General features: G+C 67.4%; 24 protein-coding genes and 1 tRNA gene. 12 read left to right on the top strand and 13 right to left on the bottom strand.

The features are described from left to right. The first annotated feature begins 1 nt into the window (after position 1). The 4 genes from KUG39_RS12795 to KUG39_RS12780 all read left to right on the top strand — a co-directional run bounded on the left by KUG39_RS12795 (position 2) and on the right by KUG39_RS12780 (position 5741). On the top strand, positions 2-916 hold the full coding sequence (locus tag KUG39_RS12795; RefSeq protein WP_216915404.1) for an ROK family protein: 915 nt from the start codon (positions 2-4) through the stop codon (positions 914-916). Positions 917-936: 20 nt separating this feature from the next. Further along, positions 937-2256, top strand: a complete 1320-nt coding sequence (locus tag KUG39_RS12790) for a glutamate-5-semialdehyde dehydrogenase (protein ID WP_216915402.1) — start codon at positions 937-939, stop codon at positions 2254-2256. Next, the gene (locus tag KUG39_RS12785) at positions 2253-2615 is read left to right on the top strand and encodes a dihydroneopterin aldolase (protein ID WP_190611710.1); all 363 of its coding nucleotides are present in this window, start codon (positions 2253-2255) and stop codon (positions 2613-2615) included. Before KUG39_RS12790 ends, KUG39_RS12785 begins: the two co-directional genes overlap by 4 nt. Positions 2616-3182: 567 nt before the next feature. Then, the gene (locus KUG39_RS12780; RefSeq protein ID WP_216915400.1) at positions 3183-5741 is read left to right on the top strand and encodes an autotransporter family protein; all 2559 of its coding nucleotides are present in this window, start codon (positions 3183-3185) and stop codon (positions 5739-5741) included. Positions 5742-5750: 9 nt separating this feature from the next. Here KUG39_RS12780 and KUG39_RS12775 read toward each other — a convergent pair whose 3' ends face one another. Beyond that, positions 5751-7520, bottom strand: a complete 1770-nt coding sequence (locus tag KUG39_RS12775; RefSeq protein ID WP_216918331.1) for a nitrilase-related carbon-nitrogen hydrolase — start codon at positions 7518-7520, stop codon at positions 5751-5753. Positions 7521-7964: 444 nt separating this feature from the next. Here KUG39_RS12775 and KUG39_RS12770 point away from each other — a divergent pair, with 444 nt between their 5' ends. From KUG39_RS12770 to KUG39_RS12750, 5 genes are all read left to right on the top strand, one after another. Beyond that, a complete protein-coding gene (locus KUG39_RS12770) occupies positions 7965-8354 on the top strand; it encodes a PilZ domain-containing protein (protein WP_216918329.1) in 390 nt (129 codons plus the stop codon). Positions 8355-8548: 194 nt separating this feature from the next. After that, positions 8549-8622 (top strand) — tRNA-Pro (locus tag KUG39_RS12765). A 220-nt stretch (positions 8623-8842) separates the two neighbouring features. After that, positions 8843-9169: a DUF4326 domain-containing protein gene (locus KUG39_RS12760; protein ID WP_216915394.1), complete on the top strand. Its 327-nt coding sequence runs from the start codon at positions 8843-8845 to the stop codon at positions 9167-9169. Positions 9170-9311: 142 nt separating this feature from the next. Then, the gene (locus KUG39_RS12755; protein WP_216915392.1) at positions 9312-9503 is read left to right on the top strand and encodes a hypothetical protein; all 192 of its coding nucleotides are present in this window, start codon (positions 9312-9314) and stop codon (positions 9501-9503) included. Between the two features lie 153 nt (positions 9504-9656). Further along, positions 9657-10661: an ArdC family protein gene (locus KUG39_RS12750; protein ID WP_286193147.1), complete on the top strand. Its 1005-nt coding sequence runs from the start codon at positions 9657-9659 to the stop codon at positions 10659-10661. On the opposite strand, the gene KUG39_RS12745 is transcribed toward KUG39_RS12750, so the two are convergent. Beyond that, a complete protein-coding gene (locus KUG39_RS12745) occupies positions 10651-10890 on the bottom strand; it encodes a hypothetical protein (protein ID WP_216915390.1) in 240 nt (79 codons plus the stop codon). The two genes, KUG39_RS12750 and KUG39_RS12745, sit on opposite strands and share 11 nt — an antisense overlap. Positions 10891-11138: 248 nt before the next feature. Between KUG39_RS12745 and KUG39_RS12740 the strand changes: the two genes are divergently transcribed. Then, positions 11139-11486 carry a hypothetical protein gene (locus tag KUG39_RS12740; RefSeq protein WP_216915388.1) on the top strand — a complete coding sequence of 116 codons (348 nt, stop codon included), beginning with the start codon at positions 11139-11141 and terminating at the stop codon, positions 11484-11486. Between the two features lie 68 nt (positions 11487-11554). After that, positions 11555-11833 carry a LexA family protein gene (locus KUG39_RS12735; protein WP_216915386.1) on the top strand — a complete coding sequence of 93 codons (279 nt, stop codon included), beginning with the start codon at positions 11555-11557 and terminating at the stop codon, positions 11831-11833. A gap of 206 nt (positions 11834-12039) precedes the next feature. Here the strand turns inward: KUG39_RS12735 and KUG39_RS12730 are convergent, their stop codons facing one another. The 11 genes from KUG39_RS12730 to KUG39_RS12680 all read right to left on the bottom strand — a co-directional run bounded on the left by KUG39_RS12730 (position 12040) and on the right by KUG39_RS12680 (position 19669). Then, positions 12040-13266 (bottom strand): hypothetical protein, encoded by a 1227-nt coding sequence (locus KUG39_RS12730; protein ID WP_216915384.1) that lies wholly within the window; start codon positions 13264-13266, stop codon positions 12040-12042. Further along, entirely contained in the window at positions 13263-14126 is an 864-nt protein-coding gene (locus tag KUG39_RS12725) for a hypothetical protein (protein WP_216915382.1), read from the bottom strand. Before KUG39_RS12725 ends, KUG39_RS12730 begins: the two co-directional genes overlap by 4 nt. Beyond that, positions 14126-14536: a hypothetical protein gene (locus KUG39_RS12720; protein ID WP_216915380.1), complete on the bottom strand. Its 411-nt coding sequence runs from the start codon at positions 14534-14536 to the stop codon at positions 14126-14128. Before KUG39_RS12720 ends, KUG39_RS12725 begins: the two co-directional genes overlap by 1 nt. A gap of 3 nt (positions 14537-14539) precedes the next feature. Next, positions 14540-15583 (bottom strand): hypothetical protein, encoded by a 1044-nt coding sequence (locus KUG39_RS12715; protein WP_216915378.1) that lies wholly within the window; start codon positions 15581-15583, stop codon positions 14540-14542. Positions 15584-15629: 46 nt separating this feature from the next. Continuing rightward, entirely contained in the window at positions 15630-15878 is a 249-nt protein-coding gene (locus KUG39_RS12710; protein WP_216915376.1) for a hypothetical protein, read from the bottom strand. Between the two features lie 3 nt (positions 15879-15881). Beyond that, complete coding sequence (locus tag KUG39_RS12705) at positions 15882-16694, bottom strand: hypothetical protein (RefSeq protein ID WP_216915374.1); 813 nt, start codon at positions 16692-16694, stop codon at positions 15882-15884. A 2-nt stretch (positions 16695-16696) separates the two neighbouring features. Continuing rightward, complete coding sequence (locus KUG39_RS12700; protein WP_216915372.1) at positions 16697-16897, bottom strand: hypothetical protein; 201 nt, start codon at positions 16895-16897, stop codon at positions 16697-16699. Beyond that, positions 16897-17676 carry a hypothetical protein gene (locus tag KUG39_RS12695; protein ID WP_216915370.1) on the bottom strand — a complete coding sequence of 260 codons (780 nt, stop codon included), beginning with the start codon at positions 17674-17676 and terminating at the stop codon, positions 16897-16899. The genes KUG39_RS12700 and KUG39_RS12695 overlap by 1 nt, the downstream gene beginning before the upstream one ends. Positions 17677-17729: 53 nt before the next feature. Then, entirely contained in the window at positions 17730-18272 is a 543-nt protein-coding gene (locus KUG39_RS12690; RefSeq protein ID WP_216915368.1) for a hypothetical protein, read from the bottom strand. Positions 18273-18282: 10 nt separating this feature from the next. Continuing rightward, positions 18283-18708 carry a hypothetical protein gene (locus KUG39_RS12685; RefSeq protein ID WP_216915366.1) on the bottom strand — a complete coding sequence of 142 codons (426 nt, stop codon included), beginning with the start codon at positions 18706-18708 and terminating at the stop codon, positions 18283-18285. Between the two features lie 61 nt (positions 18709-18769). Further along, a complete protein-coding gene (locus KUG39_RS12680) occupies positions 18770-19669 on the bottom strand; it encodes a major capsid protein (protein WP_216915364.1) in 900 nt (299 codons plus the stop codon). Between the two features lie 109 nt (positions 19670-19778). Between KUG39_RS12680 and KUG39_RS12675 the strand changes: the two genes are divergently transcribed. After that, positions 19779-19943 carry a hypothetical protein gene (locus KUG39_RS12675; RefSeq protein WP_216915362.1) on the top strand — a complete coding sequence of 55 codons (165 nt, stop codon included), beginning with the start codon at positions 19779-19781 and terminating at the stop codon, positions 19941-19943. The last annotated feature ends 43 nt before the right edge of the window (positions 19944-19986 follow it).

Below are 19986 nucleotides of genomic sequence, written 5' to 3'. Positions count from 1 at the left end.
GATGGCGTCGTCCCGCGAACGACCTCCCGGTGAGGCCCAGCTGATCGGCATCGATCTGGGCGGCACGGCCATCAAGCTGGCCCGCTGCGACCAGCAGGGCACCGTGCTTGCCGAGGCCGAGGTGCCCACGCCCCAGCCGGCGGTGCCGGGGGCGGTGTTCATGGCCCTGGCCGAGGCGGTTGAAGCCATCGACCCCGACCGCCTCGCCGACCGGGTCGGCATCGGCCTGCCGGGGCCCTGCGACGCGGCGGGTCGGGTGGCGCGGATCTCCATCAACCTGCCGGGGTGGCGGGATGTGCCCCTGGCGGCCTGGCTCGAAGCCCGGCTGGAGCGGCGGGTGATCATGGGCAACGATGCCAACGGCGCCCTGCTCGGTGAGGCCTGGCTGGGGGCGGCCCGGGGTGTGGGCGACGTGCTGCTGCTCACCCTGGGCACCGGCGTGGGCGGGGCGGTGATGCTGGAGGGCCGCCTGTTCACCGGCCACGGCGGCGCGGCTGCTGAGCCTGGGCTGATCGGTGTCGACCCCGACGGGCCGGTGTGCCGCAGCGGCAACCGGGGCTCCCTGGAGCAGTTCTGCAGCCTTGGCGGCCTGGCCCGCCTCAGCCCGCTCGATCCGCGCGAGCTCTGCCGCCGCGCCGACGCCGGCGACACCGAAGCCCTGGCGGTGTGGGAGGCCTACGGGCGGCTGCTTGGGGTGGGGCTCAGCTCCCTGCTCTACGTGCTAACCCCGGAGCTGGTGTTGATCGGCGGTGGCCTCAGCGCCGCCAGTCACCACTTCCTGCCGGCGGTCTGGCGGGAGGTGGAGGAGCGGGTGCTGGCGGTGAGCCGGGAAGGGCTGGCGATCCGCCGCTGCGAGCTGGGTAACGGTGCCGGCCGGCTGGGGGCCGTGCGGCTGGCGCTGGACCGCTTGGGATGATGGGGGCCATGAGCCAGACCATGACTTCTCCTGCCAGCGTCGTGCCGGAGCCTGACCCCCAGCTGCTGCAGCGGGCCGCGGCGGTGCGCCGGGCCGCCATGGCCCTGGGCCAGACCAGCGACGCTGAACGCACCGGCGCCGTGGCGGCGATGGCCGACGCCCTCGAGGCCGCCAGCGCCGAGATCCTGGAGGCCAACCGCGCCGACCTGGCCGCCGCCGATGCCGAGGGGCTGGCGCCGGCCCTGGTGGCGCGCCTGAAGCTGGATGGCCCCAAGCTGGCGGGGGCGATCGCCGGGGTGCGCCAGGTGGCGGCCCTGGACGATCCTGTGGGCCGACGTCAGCTGCACACCGAACTGGATGACGGGCTGGTGCTGGAGCGGCTGAGCGTGCCCCTGGGGGTGCTGGGGGTGATCTTCGAGGCCCGGCCCGATGCGGTGATGCAGATCGCTTCGCTGGCGATCCGCTCCGGCAACGGCGCCCTGCTCAAGGGGGGCCGGGAGGCCAGCCGCAGCTGCCAGGCGATCGTGGCGGCCCTGCAGCGGGGCCTGGCCGGCAGTGCCGTCGACCCCGGCTGCCTGGAGCTGCTCACCAGTCGCGAGGAGAGCCTGGGGCTGCTGCGGCTCGACGGCCTGGTGGACCTGATCATTCCCCGGGGCTCCAACGCCCTGGTGCGTTTCATTCAGGACAACACCCGCATCCCCGTGCTCGGCCACGCCGACGGCATCTGCCATCTGTTTGTGGATCGGGCCGCCGACCCGGCCCTGGCCCTGCGCATCGCCCTCGACAGCAAGACCCAGTACCCGGCGGCCTGCAACGCCATCGAGACCCTGCTGGTGCACCAGATCATCGCCCCCGCCTTCCTGGAGGCGGCGCTGCCGGCCTTCGCCGCGGCGGGGGTGGAGCTGCGCGGCGATGCCGGCGCCTGCGCCCTGGGGGTGGATCAGGCCGCCGGGCCCGGCGCCTGGGACACCGAGTATTCGGATCTGATCCTGAATGTGAAGGTGGTGGAGGACCTGGAGGCGGCCCTGGAGCACATCCGCCGTCACGGCTCCCGCCACACCGATGCCATCGCCAGCACCGACCCGGTGGCGGCTGAGCGGTTCCTGCGGGCGGTGGACAGCGCCGGGGTGTTCCTCAACTGCTCCACCCGCTTCGCCGACGGCAACCGCTACGGCTTCGGCGCCGAGGTGGGCATCAGCACCCAGACCCTGCCGCCGCGGGGCCCGGTGGGGCTCGAGGGGCTGGTCACCTACCGCTACCGGCTGCGGGGCGAGGGCCACATCGCCGCCGACTACGCCGACGGCACGCGGAGCTTCAGCCACCGCCCCCTGCCCCTGTGACCGAGGCGATCCACGTGCGCGGCCTGCGGGTGTGGGCCCATGTGGGGGTCTACGAGCAGGAGCGGCGCCACGGCCAGTGGTTCGAGCTGGCCTTCTCCCTGGGGGCGGATCTGGCCGCCACGGCCCGCAGCGACGATCTCAGCCAGGGCTACGACTACGGCCGCGGCATCGCGGCGCTGCAGCAGCAGGCGCGCACCGTCTGCTGCCTCACCCTGGAGCACTACAGCGAGCAGATTCTGGACGCCCTGGAGGCCTGCTACGGGCCCATCCCCCTGGCGGTGGAGGTCAGCAAGTGCCAGGTGCCGGTTCCCGGCTTCGATGGCAGCGTGGCGGTGAGCCGCAAGCGTCGCTGGGGGTGAGCGAGCGGATCGCCTCGATCACCGGAAGCACCACGCCACCTTGATCGCTCTCTCCCCAGGACCTGGTGGGCACGTGAGCCGTACCGCAGGTGGCACGTGAGTTATGTGGCGGTTCAACAGCCAGGACGCTCTGCCGTGATTCCTGGTTCTGTTGAACCTCTTGCATCCATGCCTTGTGGATGGAACCAACCGTGACAGGCCAGGAGCCAGCTGTGGCGAGTTCCGCGTCTCTTGATCAGTGAGTCAATCACTTTGACTCTCTGCCGAGAGTTCACTCCATGGTGATCAGCTCAACCATCCAAGACGATGGGAGTGCGACTTCACTCCATCCCGGCTTCTTCCTCACCCGGTTTTCATTGGTGACGGTTTCTTGCGCGTCTGGCATGTTGCATGATTGGCATCCAATCGCGGGTGAATTCTGTCCATAATGAACAATCTGAAGGGTTTTGCCCGTGGCAAAGCTCTGGACCGAGATGGATGAAGCCAAAGAGAGATAGGGATTGCTGGGTATCTTCAGATACCAGTAAGAAGGCGTTTGTCTGTAAGCTATGAATTTGCAGGACTCGGGTGAGTTTGCTTCATCCAGCAGGCGGTTTCAGGTTCCACTCACTTTCTTCCAATGCGTTTCTTTGCGCCATCGCGACGGCAGTCCTGTTGGTGCCCGGCGATGCCTACGCCCTGGATTGGGCCTGGACCTTCACGGCGGATCCAGGTTCTTTCCCTTCCGGTGGGCCGGTGTCAGGAACCCTGCTCAACCTGCCGACAGGTAATGGCGTCAGAGGGGCTGGCACGACGGTTGTTGTGATATCGACCCCGGGAGGTGAATTGGTCAATCAGACGTTCACCAATGTCTTTGGCTTCTTTGACAGCACACTTTCGGGAGTCACGTTCGTTAATGCCTTGTATGAAGCGAATGTTGGTGGCACGCTCTATGCACTGAGTTTTTCCAGATTTAGCTTTTCGGAACTATCTGGCGGTAGAGTGCTCTATCGCGACTTTTCACGCACATTAGTCTTTACTCCACTCATCGTACCTCCTGTACCACCAGTACCTCCCGTACCCCCCGTGCCTCCTGCAGGAATCGTCCCAGGAGCACCCTTCCTCATCGGTGATCCCAGCATCCCCACCACCTTCGCCGGCGGAACGCTCACGATCAACATCCCCGGAACCTTTGCACAGAACTGGACACTCAGCACCCAGGCCACCAATGCCATCGACCTCGCCGGCAACACCGCCGAGCTGTCGGGAGTGTTCTCCGGGGCCGGTGGTCCGATCAGTTTCATCAACAGCGGCATCGGTGGTTCCCTGTCCCTTTCGGGTGTCAGCACCTACACCGGTCCAACCACGGTCTTCGGTGGCGCCAACCTGCGGGTGTTGGGCTCCATCGCCTCCTCTTCAGGCCTGACGGTCCAGTCCGGCGGCAGGGTTAGCGGTACGGGCTTTCTGCCCTCAACCGCCATCCAACCAGGCGGCATCATTGCGCCAGGGAACTCGATCGGAGTCCTATCCGTCGCCAATTTGGCTCTCAACGGAGGCACGATTGATGCAGAAATCCAAGGGCCCCAGAACGACAGAATCAACGTCGCTGGCAACGTCTCCAACTTCACAGGGGTCGCGGATCTTTCGGCCTTTGGCGGCGGCGGACCCTGGCCCGGTTTCTCCTACGTGATCGTCGATGCCCCCAACAGCACCGGCTTCGCCACCCCCAACAGTTTGAACCTGAATCAGACGGGGATCAACAGCGCCCTGCTGCGTACCGGCACCGTTCTGGTCCAGGAGGCCGACGGCAACCCCAGAACCTTCGATGTCCAGTGGCGGCCAACGAATGGCTTCGGCCCCACCACCTCGGCGATGCTGTTCCTCGGCCGGGGTGGCGTGAACCAGGTGGCCACCGCCGGTGTGTTTGACCGCGTGTTCCAGTCGCTGGCCTTTGCGGGTGCGAACAATGCCAACCCCGTGGGCTTCCCGATCGGCTTCACAGGCTTCACGGCCGGCCAGGCATTGGCGGCCGGCATCTCCCCGGATTTCCTCCTCGCCACATCCCAGTTGCTGGCGCTGCCCTCCGCCGGCCAGCTCACCGCCGCGATTGATTCGCTCTCCCCCGAGCCCTACGCCGCTTTTCAAAGCGTTGGCCTTGAAACACTCAAGCGGCAGAGGGAACTCCTGCTCAATCAGGCGGGACAGTGCTCCTCCACCGGTTGGGTGATCAATCCTGCCAAGGGCAAGCAGGGTGCCAAGACCCACAAACCCCTCTGCGTCTTTGCTGGCGCTGCCAATGCCTCCAGCAGCATCACCGGATCAGCGGGTCTCTCGTCCTATGACTCCGGGATCTTCTCCAGTTTCTATGGCATCGAGTACCAGCCTTCGGCTCAGTGGACCGTCGGGGCGGCCTACGGCTACGGGACGGCTTCCCTCAACAACCTGTCCCTGACCAGCGCCAGCGTCACCTCCAAGGTCAACAGCGCCTCGCTGTATGGCGTGTACAAGCCCTCAAGCCAGTGGAGCGTCCGTGGCCTGGTGGGGTATTCCAACTTCAACTCCACAGGCAGTCGCAATGTTGTTTTCGTCGGCGGCAGCTCCCCCGCACAAGCCTCTCCCTCTGGCAGCGGCTACACGGTGGCCCTGAATGCCGACTATCTCGTTCATCTCTCCAAACCGACAGCCAGCACCCAGGTCTTTCTCAAGCCCTTTGTTGGTGTGGCCTGGGGAGGTTATCAGCAAAGTGCCTTCACCGAAACTGGCGCCGGGGCGCTGAATCTCACTGTTCAAGGCAAGGCAGCCAACAGTCTTGCGGGCACCCTTGGCTTTGAACTGGCCTCCAGTCCAATCCCCCTCAACAAAGCCAACACCGTGTCCATCACCCCGAGGTTGGCCGTTGCCTACCAAGTGGATGCTCTTGCCAATGATTCCGGGGTGCGTTCGGTGACCTCGTCGCTCAATTCGGCGCCAGCCGCGGGAAGCTTCCAGACCCAGGGGGAGAATCGTGGCGTCAACACCTTGGCTGTTGAAGGAGGTGTTGACCTCAAGGTTTCCAGCACAACGTCGCTGTATGCCAACCTCGGCTACGAAGCCTTCTCCAATGGCTCCCAGTTCACCTACGGAGGTGGCGTGAAGGTGAGGTTCTAGTCCTTATCGTCAGGGGCAGCTCACGATCCCGTGGCCGGCTTGCTTCCACTTCTGGAAACAGCTGTTCTGAGGATCCAGGACCAAAGGGCGGTAGAGGTCGTTGCGCTGACCAATGATCAGCAGCCGTTGGTTGATCCAGGTGCCAGGCGCCGGCACCACGGTGCGGTGGCGCACCGCATCAGCTCCCGGGGCCGCCGTGAGCGTGGGGGTGAACACCACCGGCTCAGGTCCGTAGATCCCTGCTGCTGTGGCGCTGCCGAGCCGCCTGCCGCCGCTGACCACCCAGAACTGGCCCAGCTTGGCGGCCAGGTAGGGATGCAGATCGGCTCGGCCCGTCGGCGGATCACTCACGGCATACAGGCGTGGGTCGATCTCCACCTTGAGCGCGGAAGGCTCACCGGCTGGAGCGGCCAGCACGTCAGTGCGCAGGGTCTGGTAGAGGCCCACCAGCTCCGGCACGGCGAGATTCCCCACCGAGACCAGCCCGATGCGGCCCAGCGGCGTGGGAACCACAAGGGGGGCGTCACCGGGGCTGGCCCAGGCCAGCTCTGAATCGCTGAGGTGGGTGGCGCGGTAGCGGCCAAGGATCGTGCCGCGGGGGCTGGCCAGGGCCACGGTATGGAACACCTTCGAGCCCTCCCGTTCCGGGTAACTGCCCACCAGGTAGCCCGCTCCGGCTTTGGCGCGGTCCGCCAGGAGTTGCTCAAAGGCCCCGCCGCGAGGCTCGGCCCGGCGTTTGATCCCTTCGGCCCCAAGACCTGACGGCAGCCCCGAGAGCTCAGGGAGCACCATCAGCTCATTGGTGCGGGGCAGGCTGCTGCCCAGTTGGGAGGAACCTCCGAGCCACTGGGCGGCGGCCAACGACACAGGGCGTTTCCCGACCGTTGCGTTGGAATCACTGGAGGCGCGACGCAGCGCCAGCAACGGGTTGTAGAGCGAGGGGCGACGGGCCGCCAATCGCCGCTGTCGAACCGCATCAGCCTCGGCGGGAATGATGGTGGTCGTGATCCATCCATGGAGCCCGGGGGGGAGCGTCTCGGGAGGCACCACGGGCGCCTGGACAAGCCTGTGCCCGAGGGGCGACCAGATGCTGGAGCCACCGTTGTAATAGAGCCGGCTGCCGGTGATCGGGTTGCGCTCAATGCCGCTGCGGGTGGCACCAACCACGAACACGCCATTGAGCGCGCTCATGTGTTGAACACTGGCCACGGTGGAGTGGTTGAGGCGAGCCATCGCCGGCGGGGTGCCGGGCATCACACGATCGGACACCGAGTGCCAGGCAATGATCTGAGCCCCTCTCAGGGCTGCCAGCCGGTCGTATTGCCAGTAGGTGTCGTCATAGCAAATGATCAGGGCAATGCGCCCGATCGGTGTGTCAAAGACACCGACATCGGTGTCGCCTGGGCCGAACAGCTGAACGTCCTGGCCATTCAGTCCGTTCTTGCGGTACTTGCCGATGATGCCCCCAGGGCCCATCAACACAGCGGTGTTGTAGAAGATGCCCGTGATCGCATCTTTCTCGGCAATGCCCACGCTCATCATCAGCCCGGTGCGCCTGAGCACCGGCAACAAGGCCGCAGTGGCACGCCCCGGAATGGTGTCCACATAGGGCGCCAATTGTGCCGGTTCCGTGAAGTCGTAACCACTGATCGCCGTTTCGGGAAACACGGCGTAATCCACACCCTGGGCCGCCACGCGCTCGGCTGCTTGCGCCAGACGACGAATATTGCCCTCAAGATCACCCCATGCCGGGATGAAGTCGACGGCGGCCACCTTCACCGCTCGTTTACCCTCTTGCGCTGTGGCTGGCTGCATCAGGCCCATGCTCAACAGGCCCGGAACCAGCAGGGTGAGCGCACTGGCTGCAAGCCGCTGGAGTGAACACTTGCGCATCTGGGGCTTTGCCTCACTGATCCGGCTTCTGTTCAGAATCCTTGCCATGACTGTCTTTCCGCTGTATTCATTCTAAGTCGGCTTCAAGAAATGTCAGGTTGATGACATCAATCTCCATCCCTTTATGACTGGGTTTGATTCTGTTCAGGGAAGTGACTGTTAATCGCGATGACGAGCGCTCCTTCTTTGCCGCGATTCCCATGCAGGGGCTTAACCATTTCTTGGTCCGGGGTTATTGCATCGGCAATGATGCGCTTGTACCGCCAGCATGGCGTTGACGTCGCAGCGGCTGCCAGTTAGGCTCGATTGAACAAGGCTGGCACTGGATCAATGTCGCCGGAAGTTTCCGAGTTTCAACTGCGGCACAAGGATCGACGCAGTTCGCTTCGCCAGGTTCTGCCATCGGGCGTTCCCGCCAGCATCCATCTGCCCTCAGGAGGCACGGGCTTCGTGACGCTGGCTGACATCAGCAGGGCCGGAGCCTGCATCGTCCGTCGCGGATTGCTTGAGGTGAAGCCCAGCGACCAGGTCTTCCTCAACATCAGCGACTACGGAATGTTCCGAAATGTTTATCTGTCTGCCTGTGTTCAGTGGATGAACATCTGGAATCACAAGACCCTTCTCGGCCTTGCCTTCACCGAGGGCCCACTGCTGCCAGGAACGATTCTGGATCAATACTTCGACAGAGCGCTGTTGGCGCCCCAATCCCTGGACGCCTGACGCCCAACCGCATGGAGATGTCGATCCGTCCCTGAGCCTGCGGGATCTGTGCCCTTCTGCGTACACCTGCAACCCTGACCGCATCTGGCTGCCGTTCAGGCCTCTTCACCAGGGTCACTCCAAGCTCCTTTTCGGGACCTGACGCCCTGTCACTGGAGGGGTGGTCGCCAGATCATGGACTAGGGTGTTGTGGACGGGGCGTGGCGCAGCTTGGTAGCGCGGGTGCTTTGGGAGCACTAGGTCGCAGGTTCGAATCCTGTCGCCCCGACTGACTTTTCACCGATCCACTTCACAGTCTCCGCGCAAAATCCGCGCAAACTGTTGAATGTGTCCACGTCCAGGAGCTGTCGCGAGACCGGATTGGCCCTCGATCCCACCATCCGTTGGCTGCAGATCTGGCCCCAGGCGTCCACCGGAGCCATCTCCAATGTCTGCCACTGCCGCTGATGCTCTCGTGGCGTTGGGCGTTGTTACCAGGTGGAGGCGCCATGGAGATCACGATCGGCAAGGCCCGGCGCGGCCGGCTCTCTGATCCCCTGCCCGGTCAGGTCTATGTGGGACGGCCCAGCCCGCTGGGCAATCCATTCCAGCTCGGTCGCGATGGCAGCCGCGCTGAGGTGATTGCCCGCTACCGGCACTGGCTCTGGGCCCAGCTGCAGGTGCCGGGTTCGTCTCAGCGGCACGAGCTGGAGCAGCTGCTGGCCCAGGCCCAGGTGGGGTCGCTGGAGCTGCTGTGCTGGTGCGCGCCGCTTCCTTGCCATGCCGAGGTGATCCGCTCCGCTCTTCTCTGGCTGGCCGCACAAAGGTGCAGGTGAGCCGGTTGGTGGCAAGAGCAGGCAGGCGTACGTGATGGGTACTTGATCCATGGCCACCCGAAAGGCAGCGAGAAGCAGGAGGGCAAGCCAGCGCAACGTCAGCACCGGCCGAAGCAAGGCGGCAGCAACCCCCGCGCTGGCGGTGCCCACGGCCAGCATGCTGAGCCGCCAGGCCCGCGCGCAGGAGGCGCGGTGGAGAGCGGAGAGCGATCTGCGCACCTTGCGGGAAGCCGAGCAGATCCGCGCTGATCGGCAGCGACTCGGAAACGCCACCCGGATGGCCAAGGCGGAGCTCAAGGCGCTGGAGGCGATCACCAGGAGGGTGAAGGCCTGAGCCGACGGCTCCGTGCTGCGAAAAGGGCGGCGCGCAGGGTGCCTCAGTGTGCGCGGGATGGCGCAAGGGCTGCGCGAGCGGTTCGGCCCTCGCGGGCCTTCCGCCCTTGCGCTCATCCGCGCAGGCACGTCGGCGTCCTTTGCGCCCTTCTCGATGGCCGCATCCACCACCACGCGCCGCCACAAGTTCTCCGGTCCCTCGCCCCAGGAGGCGATGGTGCGCGATCTGATCGAGCTGCTCGAGGCCGGCAGCACCCCCTGGCGCCGGCCATGGGAGTGCCGCGGTGGCGGCGTCCACATCAATCTGCTCAGCGGCCGGGCCTACCGGGGCGGCAATCCCATCCTCCTGGAGCTGGGGATGGCCATGCGGGGCGCAGAGCTGCCGTTCTGGTGCGGCTTCGCCGAGGCGAAGAAGCTGGGCCTCTTCCCGCGCAAGGGATCGAAGTCGGTTCGCATCCTGCGGCCCCAGCTGCAGTCCAGCGAGAAGGAGGGCAGCGATGGTGAGCCGGTGCTGCGCAGCTGGGCCCGCTACCGGCCGGTGCCGGTGTTCAATGCCTGCGATCTGGAAGGCGAGGCGCTCGCCGCTCTGATCGAAGCCCGGCTGCCGCAGGTGCAGCCCAGGGCACCGCTGGAGCGGATCGAGCAGGCCGAGCAGGTGCTGCAGGCCTGGGAGGTGGCCGTCGGCTGGGGAGGCGAGAAGGCCTTCTATGCCCCGGGCGCCGATCGCATCCAGCTGCCCGAGCGCGAGGCCTTCCACTCCCCGGCAGCGCTCTATGCCACCTGGGCCCACGAGTGCATCCACTCCACGGGCCACGAGTCCCGCATGAAGCGGGATCTCTCTGGTGCGTTCGGCTCCCGCGGCTATGCCCGCGAGGAGCTGGTGGCGGAGCTGGGCAGTGTGCTGATCGGCCAGCGGCTGCAGATCGGCTGTGAGCTGGCCCATCACGCCGCCTATCTGCAGAGCTGGATCTCCGTGTTGCGCGAGTCCCCGAAGGTGCTGCTGCAGGTGATCAGCGAGGCGCGGCAGGCGGTGGATCTGTTGTGCCCGGAGGCGCCCTGTCCCGAGGAGCCGGCCGGAGATCCAATCCCTGCAGCGCCATCGGGAGTCGGTGCTACGGATCCTGGCCTGAGGTCACCGGCTGAGCCGCTCAGGCCTTGAGCTGCTCGCGCATGGCGGCGGCGAGGTGGCGGTGGCCGTTGCTCTCCAACCAGTCGCTGCAGGCCGCCAGCATGCGAGCAGCGGCGTGGCGGGCGTACTGGTGACGCATGAAGGTCGACGGGTTGGCCTGCTGGATGGCCAGGAGCGACCATCGCCTCACGAGGCTGCGCTCCGGCAGGAGGAGGGTGTCGATGGTCTGCTGGTCAGTGCCAGTGCAGAGCAGATCCATAGCCATGAGACTACTGTCGCTAAGAAAGGCTAATCGGGGCTAGTAGGGCAAGACAGTCGCTATGGCGACCGGTTCTGTTCGCGAGCAAGAAGTGGCGGTGGCGGCCCTCCCCATCCTGCGGGCCTCGCGCAAAGGCTTCGCGAGCTGGCCTCCGCCGGCTGCTTTCTGCCCACAGCAGCTGGTGCCAAGGGCGCCGGCCAGCCCTTGCGCGGGCCCGCCGGGAGGTCGGGTCCTTCACCGCTGCGGCCATGGCCGGTGTTCAGATCCTTCTTGATGTTCAGCGCAGCGGGATCCGCTGGCGCGTCACCCTGCTGCCTAGCTTCCGCCCTGGGGCCCGTGCGCTGGTGCTGTTCGAAAAGCGAGGCAAGGGCGGCCGGCTGCTGCATTGGCAGCAGGCCCACTGGAGCCCTCTGCACAGCGGCAGCTTCCTCACCCCCCGGGAGCAGGTCAGCGGGGGTTTGGTGCCGCGCTGCCTGGTGGAGCGGATCGAGGCCCTGCTGCGGGGAGCACCGCTGCCGCGGCGGCGCAGTGAATGGGGCCAGGTGCGCGGTCGTCTGGTGCGCCTGCCGGCCCGGGGCGCCGGCCCCGGCGGCTGAGGGCCACGCTGCTGCGGAGAGCAGGCCGGCGAGGCTCTATCCGTAGTAGGACATCTGTACTGCTGCGGATGGGGACGATGCTGGCCGAGCTGCCCCTGGGCCAACCGATTCCTTGCAGCGTCAGCGCCGATGAGGAGGGTTTGGATCTCCACGGCGCCCTGGTGCCCCATCCAACCTGCAGCTTCTACATGCGGGTCAGCGGCCATGGGCTGCGCAGCCATGGCATCCATGACGGCGACCTGCTGGTGATCGACCGCAGCATCGAGCCCCGCAGCGGCGATGTGGTGATCGTGGCCCACCGGGGGGTGTTTCTGCTGCGGCCGCTGCGGTGTGAGGGGGAGCAGTGACTGCTGGAGCCGCAACGCGCCGGGGAAGTGGTGATCGTGCTGGACCTGGAGTCGTTCGATCGCTCGGGACTGTTTGGTGTGGTGGCCCATGCGGTGCATCACCTGGCCAGATCGCCGTCGCGGCGGCGCTGAGTTGGGCGGAGCACCGCAGGAGCCCGTTGGACTCCCGTCCCGTCGACACCACGGAGCGTGTTTTCGCTGTCGCGTTACTGCCGCCTCGGCCAGAGCACGCCGGTGGCGGGCCGGCCCGATCCGCCTACGCCGCCCGTGCCCCCGCCCAGGCCACCAGCGGCAGCCAGCTGCTGGGCATAGAGCGGGTGCTGCTGCACGCCGGCCAGGCCGGCAGCGTTGGGGCTCCAGTCCGTGATCAGATCCGGCACGCTCGCCGGTCCGATCAGGGAGGGGGTGAGTGGCGGCAGGGCCATGACGGAGAAGCGATCGCTCAGAGTGCGCCAGCTGAGTGAACCGATGGCAGCCCAGCCACTCAACACAGACGGCGGAGGGCTGGAGGGGAGACGAAGCCAGAGGTCATCGACGGCGCCACCAGCGGCGCCGAGCTGGTAGAAGGTGCCGCCACCGGCGGGGTCACTGAAACGACCCAGGCGGCGGGGGTCGGTGTGCTGGTTGTCACCATTCCAGAGCAGGGGCGGTAGGAGAAGACGGGGCTGGACGCTGTTGAACAGCACCGGACCGGTGGCCAGCGGGATGACCTGCCAGGCGATGGGCGCGTTGATCTGCTGGGTGCCGGAGGCGCCTGAAACGAAGCTGACGACCTCCGGGGACTGGCCGCGCCAGCTCCAGCGATCGTTGGAGCTGAACATGCCGATGTAGGCGCGGGCGCGGTGAAACCAGAGGCTCCAGCCGCTGACCGCCGGGCTGCGGAACAGCAGGATCGAGAGGTTGAGGCTGTAGTTGTCATCGCCGGGCCGCAGCAGGGTGGCCAGGAAGAACTCCGCCCCTGAGGTGGCATCGAAGACAACCAGCAGGGTTCCCTCCAGCCCCGCCACGGCTGGGGTCCCGCTGGGGCCGTAGTGGGAGAGCCCCCGGTTGACGCTCAGCAGGGTGGAAGAGAAGTTGCCGTAGCCGCCGTTGCTGGTGTCATCGATCCAGGCGCTGGCCAGGCCCAGGCGCAGCAGGGCGCTGGCGGTGCTGGAGCTGAAGCCCTGGGCCAGGGAGACGTTGTGGAAGCTCAGCACCAGGGGGGAGATCGGGTGCCCAAGACGCCAGACGAAGCCGTAGCTGGTCGCGCCGGTGGCGCTGGCGTGGTTGCGCAGCACGCTGAGCTGCAGCTCGGCGTTGGCCGGGTTGGCGTTTGCCGCGGCGGCGAAAGCGGAGAAGGCCTCATGCAGCCGCATGCCGACATCGGTGGCCGCGCTGCTGGCCCAGTTGTAGGTGTCCGGGCCCCAGGTACGGGCGCAGGCGGTGAGGGTCATGGCGCGTCGACGAGGCGAACGGCCAGTCGGCTGGGGCCGAACAGCAGCCACTCGCTGCCGTCGGCTCCTTTGAAGTAGCCACCGGTGGAGAAGGTGCGGTTGTAGGTGCCGAAGTCCGCCGGCAGCACCACCGGATCCCAGCGGCGCAGCGGCGGCAGGGGGGTGACGTGGACGATGGAGGGTGTGGCCAGCATCCAGGCCGAAGGGTGGCGCAGGGCGAACGGGGGGCCGTTGAAGAACTCGCTCCACAGGGCCGTCGCGAAGATCTCTCTGGCGGCGGCGAGGTTCCAGGCCACCATGCACTGCAGCCCGCCCATCGTTGTGTTGTGCAGGTGCCAGAGGCCAGAGGTGACGTCCTTGGCGATCAGCAGCACCACCGCCTGGCGGGTGGAGAACATGTGTAGCGAGAGGCAGAAGCCGAAGTATTCGTGGCCCGGGGCGAGGCTGCGCACGACCCAGGCCAGTGCCGGGTATGGCTCTGCGGGATTGAGGCTCGCCGCAACGGCGTGGGACTGGCCGCCCGCTAGGAGGCCGTGGGCGCCAAGGCCGCCAGCAGGGTTGTGGCCGGCGGCCAGGCCCACCGCCGTTGTCACGGTGGTGGCGGCCAGGGTTGCGACCCACTGGCTCATCAGCTGCACGGGGGCACCGACGCTGGTGGCGGCGAGGGTGGCGCGGATGGTCCAGCCGAGGTGCTCAGCATCGGCGGCCGGGCCGGTGAGCACCTCGAGCAGCTGGCTGGGGTTCTGGGCGTTGGCGGCCACCAGCCAGCTGGCCAGAAGGGCCTGGACTTCAGTGAAGAGATCAGGGATCGGGAAGCCCTGATCGCCGCGGCGGGAGAGATCGCTGAGGATCGCCGCCATCAGAGCGCCAGCAGCAGGCTGCTGATCGACACCATCGACTCGATGGGTTGGCTCTGGTCAGTGCGCAGCCGGCCATGCAGCAGGGGGACGGGTGGATCGTCCTGGTTGGCCCAGCTCACCCCCGGCGGTAGGCGCAGCACCGCGCTGTCTTCTGTGAAGACTGCATCGAGCACGACACCAGCCGCCGGATCCGGATCGGCGATCTGGGGCCGATTGGTGTCAGCGAGGGCTGCGGTGTCCGAGACGTAGAGGCTGAGCCAGGCCGGGATGTCACAGCTGACGATCAGCAACAGCCCGGCGCTGCCCAGCCGATCGAAGCGGAGCGGTGCCACCTGGGGGCCGGCCGCAATGGGGAGCAGCAGGCTCTGGCTGAGCCGGCGCGGTCCCTCCTGTCTGGCGACCCAGGGCATGGCTCAGGGCACCACCGCGATCTTTCGAATCGCCCGCACCGTTTGAGCTGTGGTTTTGCTCAGCGGATCCCAGTTGCCGTAATACCAGTCCTGCACCTGGTGGGTGGTTGCCGAGTCCTGGGTGGAGGTGCCAATCCCGCCGGCAAAGAACGCCTGGGCGCCGCCGCTCGCAAACAGCGCAACGGCGGTCTGGGCTGGAATCACGCCGGAGTAGTTGGCGGTGGTGGCGGGAACGGCGTAGGCGTTGGCCCCGTAGCCGGGCGTGCTGCCCTCGCTGTTATCCGGCTTGAAGCGCCGGTAGAGGATCTCCAGCTCGAGCAGGGCCGGGATGTACCAGTCGTCGTAGCCGCCGATGGAGAGCGAGCGGGCCCATTGGTTGGCCGGGTGGGCGGCGTCCTTGGCCGCCTCGCTGTTGGCGAACCCGTCGAAGCTGCTCCCCGTCCCGGCGGTGGCGGTGTTGGCCGTCTTGCAGGCCCTGGAGCTTTCGCCCGTGGCCTTGGGGGCAATGATCAGCGCATGGCTAGCGATGCCGTTGGCGGCCTGCGAGATCAGCCCGCCGTAGTAGCCGCCCTGGAAGGCAGCGCCGATCGCCGGCAGGTTGGCGATGGGGACGCCGGCTGGGGGCGGCTGCAGCTGGTGCACCTCACCGCTGACCAGATCGAGATAGAGATCGCCGGGCAGGGCGGAGGGGATGGAGCCAGGCGGGCCGCTGCCAACGAACCAGCCGCTGCCGCGGGGGCCGGCGCTGCCCGGTGCTCCAGCAGGTCCCGGCGGGCCTTGGATCGAGCCGCCATCCACCCAGCTGCTGGTGTCCGCGTCCCAGACGTAGAGCCGGTCGTTTTGATCGGCGACGACGTAGGCGTGGCCTTCCTGCAGGCCGTTGGTGGGCAGGGCGGCAAAGGTTGGAACGCTGCCCTTGAAGTCGATGCCCATCCCGGCGGGGCCTGGAGGGCCTGCTGGCCCGGCACCGCCGGCCGCACCGGCCTGGCCTGGCGGCCCGGGGGGGCCAGCGGGGCCGCGGAGGGAGCCGGTGTTCTGCCAGGTCATGGGGCGAAAGCAGGACGTGCCTGCCCTCTATTGCCAGGCCGATCGCTCAGGTGAGCAGCCAGGCGGTGCCGCTCCAGCGGCGGGCGGGTTTGGCCAACCAGGTGCTGCCGGTCCACACCAACACCGGCCGGCGGAGCCAGTCGGTGCCGCTCCAGAAACGGAGCTGGCCGCCGGCTGGCGGTGGCGGCTGAGGCGAGAAGAAGTCAGCCGTGATGAGGTCACCGGCCGGGCCCCGGTCCCAGCGATCGGAGCCACCCGGGAAGGGAGGGCGGGCGTCGCGCTCATGGCGGGCCATGGCTCAACCGGCGATGAAGCGGGCTACACCTTTGGAGATGCCCGTGGTGGTGGCGGTGCAGAGCTGGATGAGGCAGAGGCAGGCGTCGCTGTGGAGGTCCGGCAGGCCAAGGGCGGCCCAGTCGAAGACCTCCGCCTTGTTCGCCACCACCGTGAAGAACCCGGCGCGGTAGCGGGTGCAGGTGACTCCGAAATTGCCGGCGGTGCCGCTGGTGGCACTGAGCTGGACACTGTTGACCGCCTTGATGCCGGTTCTGCCCTGCGGCGGCAGGATCTGATAAAGCCCCGAGGCGCGACTGGTGGCGACCAGCGGCACCGCCACCACCTGGGTGCTGTCGTCCTCGCAGACCACGGTGACGTTGGCGGTGACGGCCGTGGAGCCGGTGTCGGCGTACCACTCCAGCCACCACTGCAGCTGGCTGAAATCCCCAAGGCCGATCCGTTCCGCCGCGATCCCGGCCATGGTGAGCGGCAGGTTGGTGCTCTGGAGCGTGTTGAGGTTTCCCACCAGTCCGCCCTGGTGGCAGAGGCGGTCGTGGATCTCCAGGCTGCCGGTCGCCAGGCTGGTGGCCACATCCACCCAGCCGATGTAGTTGCTGGCGGGCTGCGGCTGGGGCAGGTAGTTCAACGAGCCCAGCAGAGCGTTGGTGCAGGCCGCCGGCGCGGTGGGGATGGCGCCCTGTCCTGGCTGTCCCGTCGCCCGCCAGAGGGAATAGAAGCGGCCGACGACGGCGTTGCTGATCGAGGCCTTGTCGAATAGGGAATGGCGGGAGTTCGCCAGGGCGGCGATCAACTGGTCGCGGGAGGTGATGGCCATGGTCAGGTCGTGTCGATCCAGAGATCACCAGGAGCTGGGTCGGGTGGCGGCGTGGGGCCAACGGTGAGGCGCGAGGCGTTGAGCTTGGTGGCCAGGGCCTGTTGCAGGTCGATCTGGTCGCCGAGGCTGCCGCCGATGGCGCCCCAGTTCGGCGGCTGGCCAGGGGGGCCGCGCAACGAATCGCCGGTGGGGGTCCAGCCCATCAGGCCTCCAGCTCGTAGATGCTGCCGCTGAGCCGGTCCAGATACAGATCCCCCGGCGCCGGCGGCGGCTGCGCCACCTCGTGCCACTGGAGGGTGGGTGGGCCGTCACCTGAGTACCAGCGAACACCGCGGCTGGCAGCCCCGGAGCCGTGCATCGCCACCAGGGCGGGCTGGCCATCGATCGGGCTGGGGAGCAGCCCGAGGCCTCCCTGCGGATGGAGGCGCAGCTGCCATTGCTCGTTGCGGCTGCCATCGAAGGCGTTGCCGCTGAGGCCGGCACCAGGCACCAGGGCCAGGCCCACACCAACGCGGGGCGGATCGTCACCGGGTCGCGGTGACGTGATGGGGAGCGGGCAGCTGAGCAGCGCCACCTCAAGGGTGGCGACCAGGAGTCCCACCTGCACGGTGACGCTGTGATCCTCCAGGACGGTGTAGAGGTGGCGGGGTTCCGGTATCCGCTGGTCGTAGGGCGTCCAGGGCACCGTCTCGCTGCTGCCATCCCCCCAGGTGATCTCGATCGGCTGCGGTGGCAGCGCCCGAGGGTTCACCATCAGCGCAACGGCGCGAGAGAGGGCGGGTTCATCCCACCGCCGCGGGGATGGCATCCAGCTGAGCTCGAGATCGAGGGCAGGAACAGGTGCGGTGCGGAAGCCAATGGCCAGCCAGCGCGGCACCTCATGGGGCACCACCCACTCGCCCCGGCCGGGACAACCGGCGGGTGGCAGCAGGCGGAGGCGATCGCCGTTCTGCGGTGGCGTGGAGGGCAGCGGGTAGGGCATCGCTCACGCACCGGGCTACTTGCCATTGCCAGCGGCAGAACGCATGGCGGGTCTCAGATCAGGAGGCTGGGGACCAGCTCCTCGCCCTCGGTCTCCCCGTCGCCCTCGCCCTCCGCCTCGCCGATGCCCTTGCCCGGGCTGGTGCTCTCGGTCTCGATCTGGCCGTCGTGCGCCTCGGCAGCCAGCAGCTCCTCCGCCGCGGCGAGCAGCTCAGCGCGGGTCTGGCTGCCATCGAGCAGCACCCCGAAGCGCTCACGCACGGCGGCGACGATCTGGGGCTTGGTCAGCCGCTCCAGCTCCAACGGTTCAGAAGTCGTCTCGCTGGCCCCTTTGTCCTGGCGCTCCTGGTGGTCCTGGCCACCGCTCTCCAGCAGCAACCCAGCGGGCAGGTGTTCGTCGCCCTCTGCCTCCAGAGCGGCTGGTTCCCCGTCCTCCTCGCCCTCCAGGTCCTGTTCCGGCTGGGGCGGGTGAATCGTCCAGCCCAGGCGGCGCCAGCCGTCGGCGTGGACCGGGTAGATGATCCGGTCCTGTTCGCCTTCCTTGGAGATCAGCAGCATCCCGGCGGGGGCCGCCAGTCCGTCCTCGATCGGTGCCATGGGTCGGGCCTCAGAAGGTGAGGCCGGCATAGGCGCCGGCCGGAGCGACGGTCACGTCGCTGGGGTTGGTCATCAGGCAGCGCGCGAAGACCACGCTGTAGGCGCCGACGTCGTCAGCATCAGCAGGTGCCACGGCGAGGTTGCCGCCGTTGAGCGGCGCCTCGACACGGCCGCCACCGGCGGGGATCGCCACCTCGGCGGCCTGCACCCAGGTGCCCATGGTCCCGTTGAGCAGTTCGGGGGCCACCTCCAGAGTGAAAGTGACAGCGGCGGCGTGCCCCGGGTGGGAGGCCACGAAGGTGAAGACATCGGCCGCATCGAGCGGCGTGCTCAGTTTCACGGTGGTGCCGCCGGCAATGGTGCGCTCGTTCGGATCGGTGGCGGTGTGATGGATCCAGCCCACCAGGGTGGCGGCGGCATCAATGGGTCGGCTCATGGTCGTGTCCTCGGCAGTGGGGGGATCAGCAATGGCGTGGAAAGGGTCTGGGGTTGCGGGCTCAGTTGACGGCGGGGCCGATGTTGAACAGACGGCCCACGGAGCGGTCGTTGCAGACCGCGAAGCCGACGTACCAATCCACCCGGGTGCGGAAGACCGGGGCATCGGGGACCTCGCCGAAGTCGCGTACGGAGATGCCGTAGCGACCCTCAAACGGGCCCTGCAGACCGGTGACCATCTCGTCGCCGAAGGCGCAGCAGTAGAAGCTGGTGGTGCTTCCTGCTTCCCCGAAACCGAGCACAGGGTGCCCATTGGCGTCCTCATCCACGCAGAGAATCTCGGTGTCCTCGAACCAGTGGCGACCGTCGATCACCTGGTAGAGGTCACCGCCGGCCTCACGGCTGGCGTGACTGATCTGGCGCCGTCCCGCCTTGCTGGTGAGCAGCACCTTCTCACCGCCATTGGCGTTGACCGAATCCACCAGCGATTCGAGCCTGGTGAGCTTGACGGTGCCGCCGTCGTTGTCGATGGTGCGGGGCCCATCGGGGACGAGGCGCTTGCTGAGCCCGTTGAAGGCGCGGGGATCGAAGCTGGCGTCGCCGTTGATGATCGCGGCCTCCAGCGTCATGCGCATGGAGCGGACCTTCTGCTCGGTCTGGCTGGCGCGGGCCTCGGCGCCGTTCATGTCAACGATGGAGCGGTCCACATCGAGGTCCCCCCCGAAGAGATGGACGAACTCGGTCTCGTTGGTGATGGCGCCGTAGCTGCGGCGGTAGCCCTCGTTGACACCGCGGAAGCCGACCCGGGGCAGCTTGATCTCCTTGGGGTACTTGAGTGCACCGCCGGAGAGATTGCGGAACGGCAGCCGGCGTAGAAGCTCACCTTCCGCGAAGGTCTTGGTGACAGCGAGGCGATCGACCCGCGTCTCATGCTTCATCGCCTCGATGAGGGTGAGGCCCATGGTCACTCCGGGAGCAGGGGCTCCAGCAACGTCACCACCTATTGCCATGAGGCCATGGGCAGCCACCCACACACGGGGGAGAATGACCACAAGGGCTGGAGCCAGGGGCGTGGAACGGGATCAGGCTTCGCTGGACCGCTCCCTGTTCTGCCTCAGCGCCGAGCAGAGCAAGGCGCTGCTGGCCGATCTGAACCATCCGCAGCAGAGCCGCACCGATCAGCAGGTGATCGCTGAATTGTTGGCGGCACCGAAGCCCTGGGAGGCAGGCGGTTGAGCCTCGCCAGCCGGCACCAAAGCAGTGGCTGGAGGGCGGAGCA

This window comes from Synechococcus sp. CCAP 1479/10, from assembly GCF_019038515.1.
Classification (GTDB): Bacteria; Cyanobacteriota; Cyanobacteriia; order PCC-6307; family Cyanobiaceae; genus Cyanobium.
Note: the sequence above shows the minus strand (reverse complement) of the source record. Positions and strands in the feature narration are given on the sequence as shown.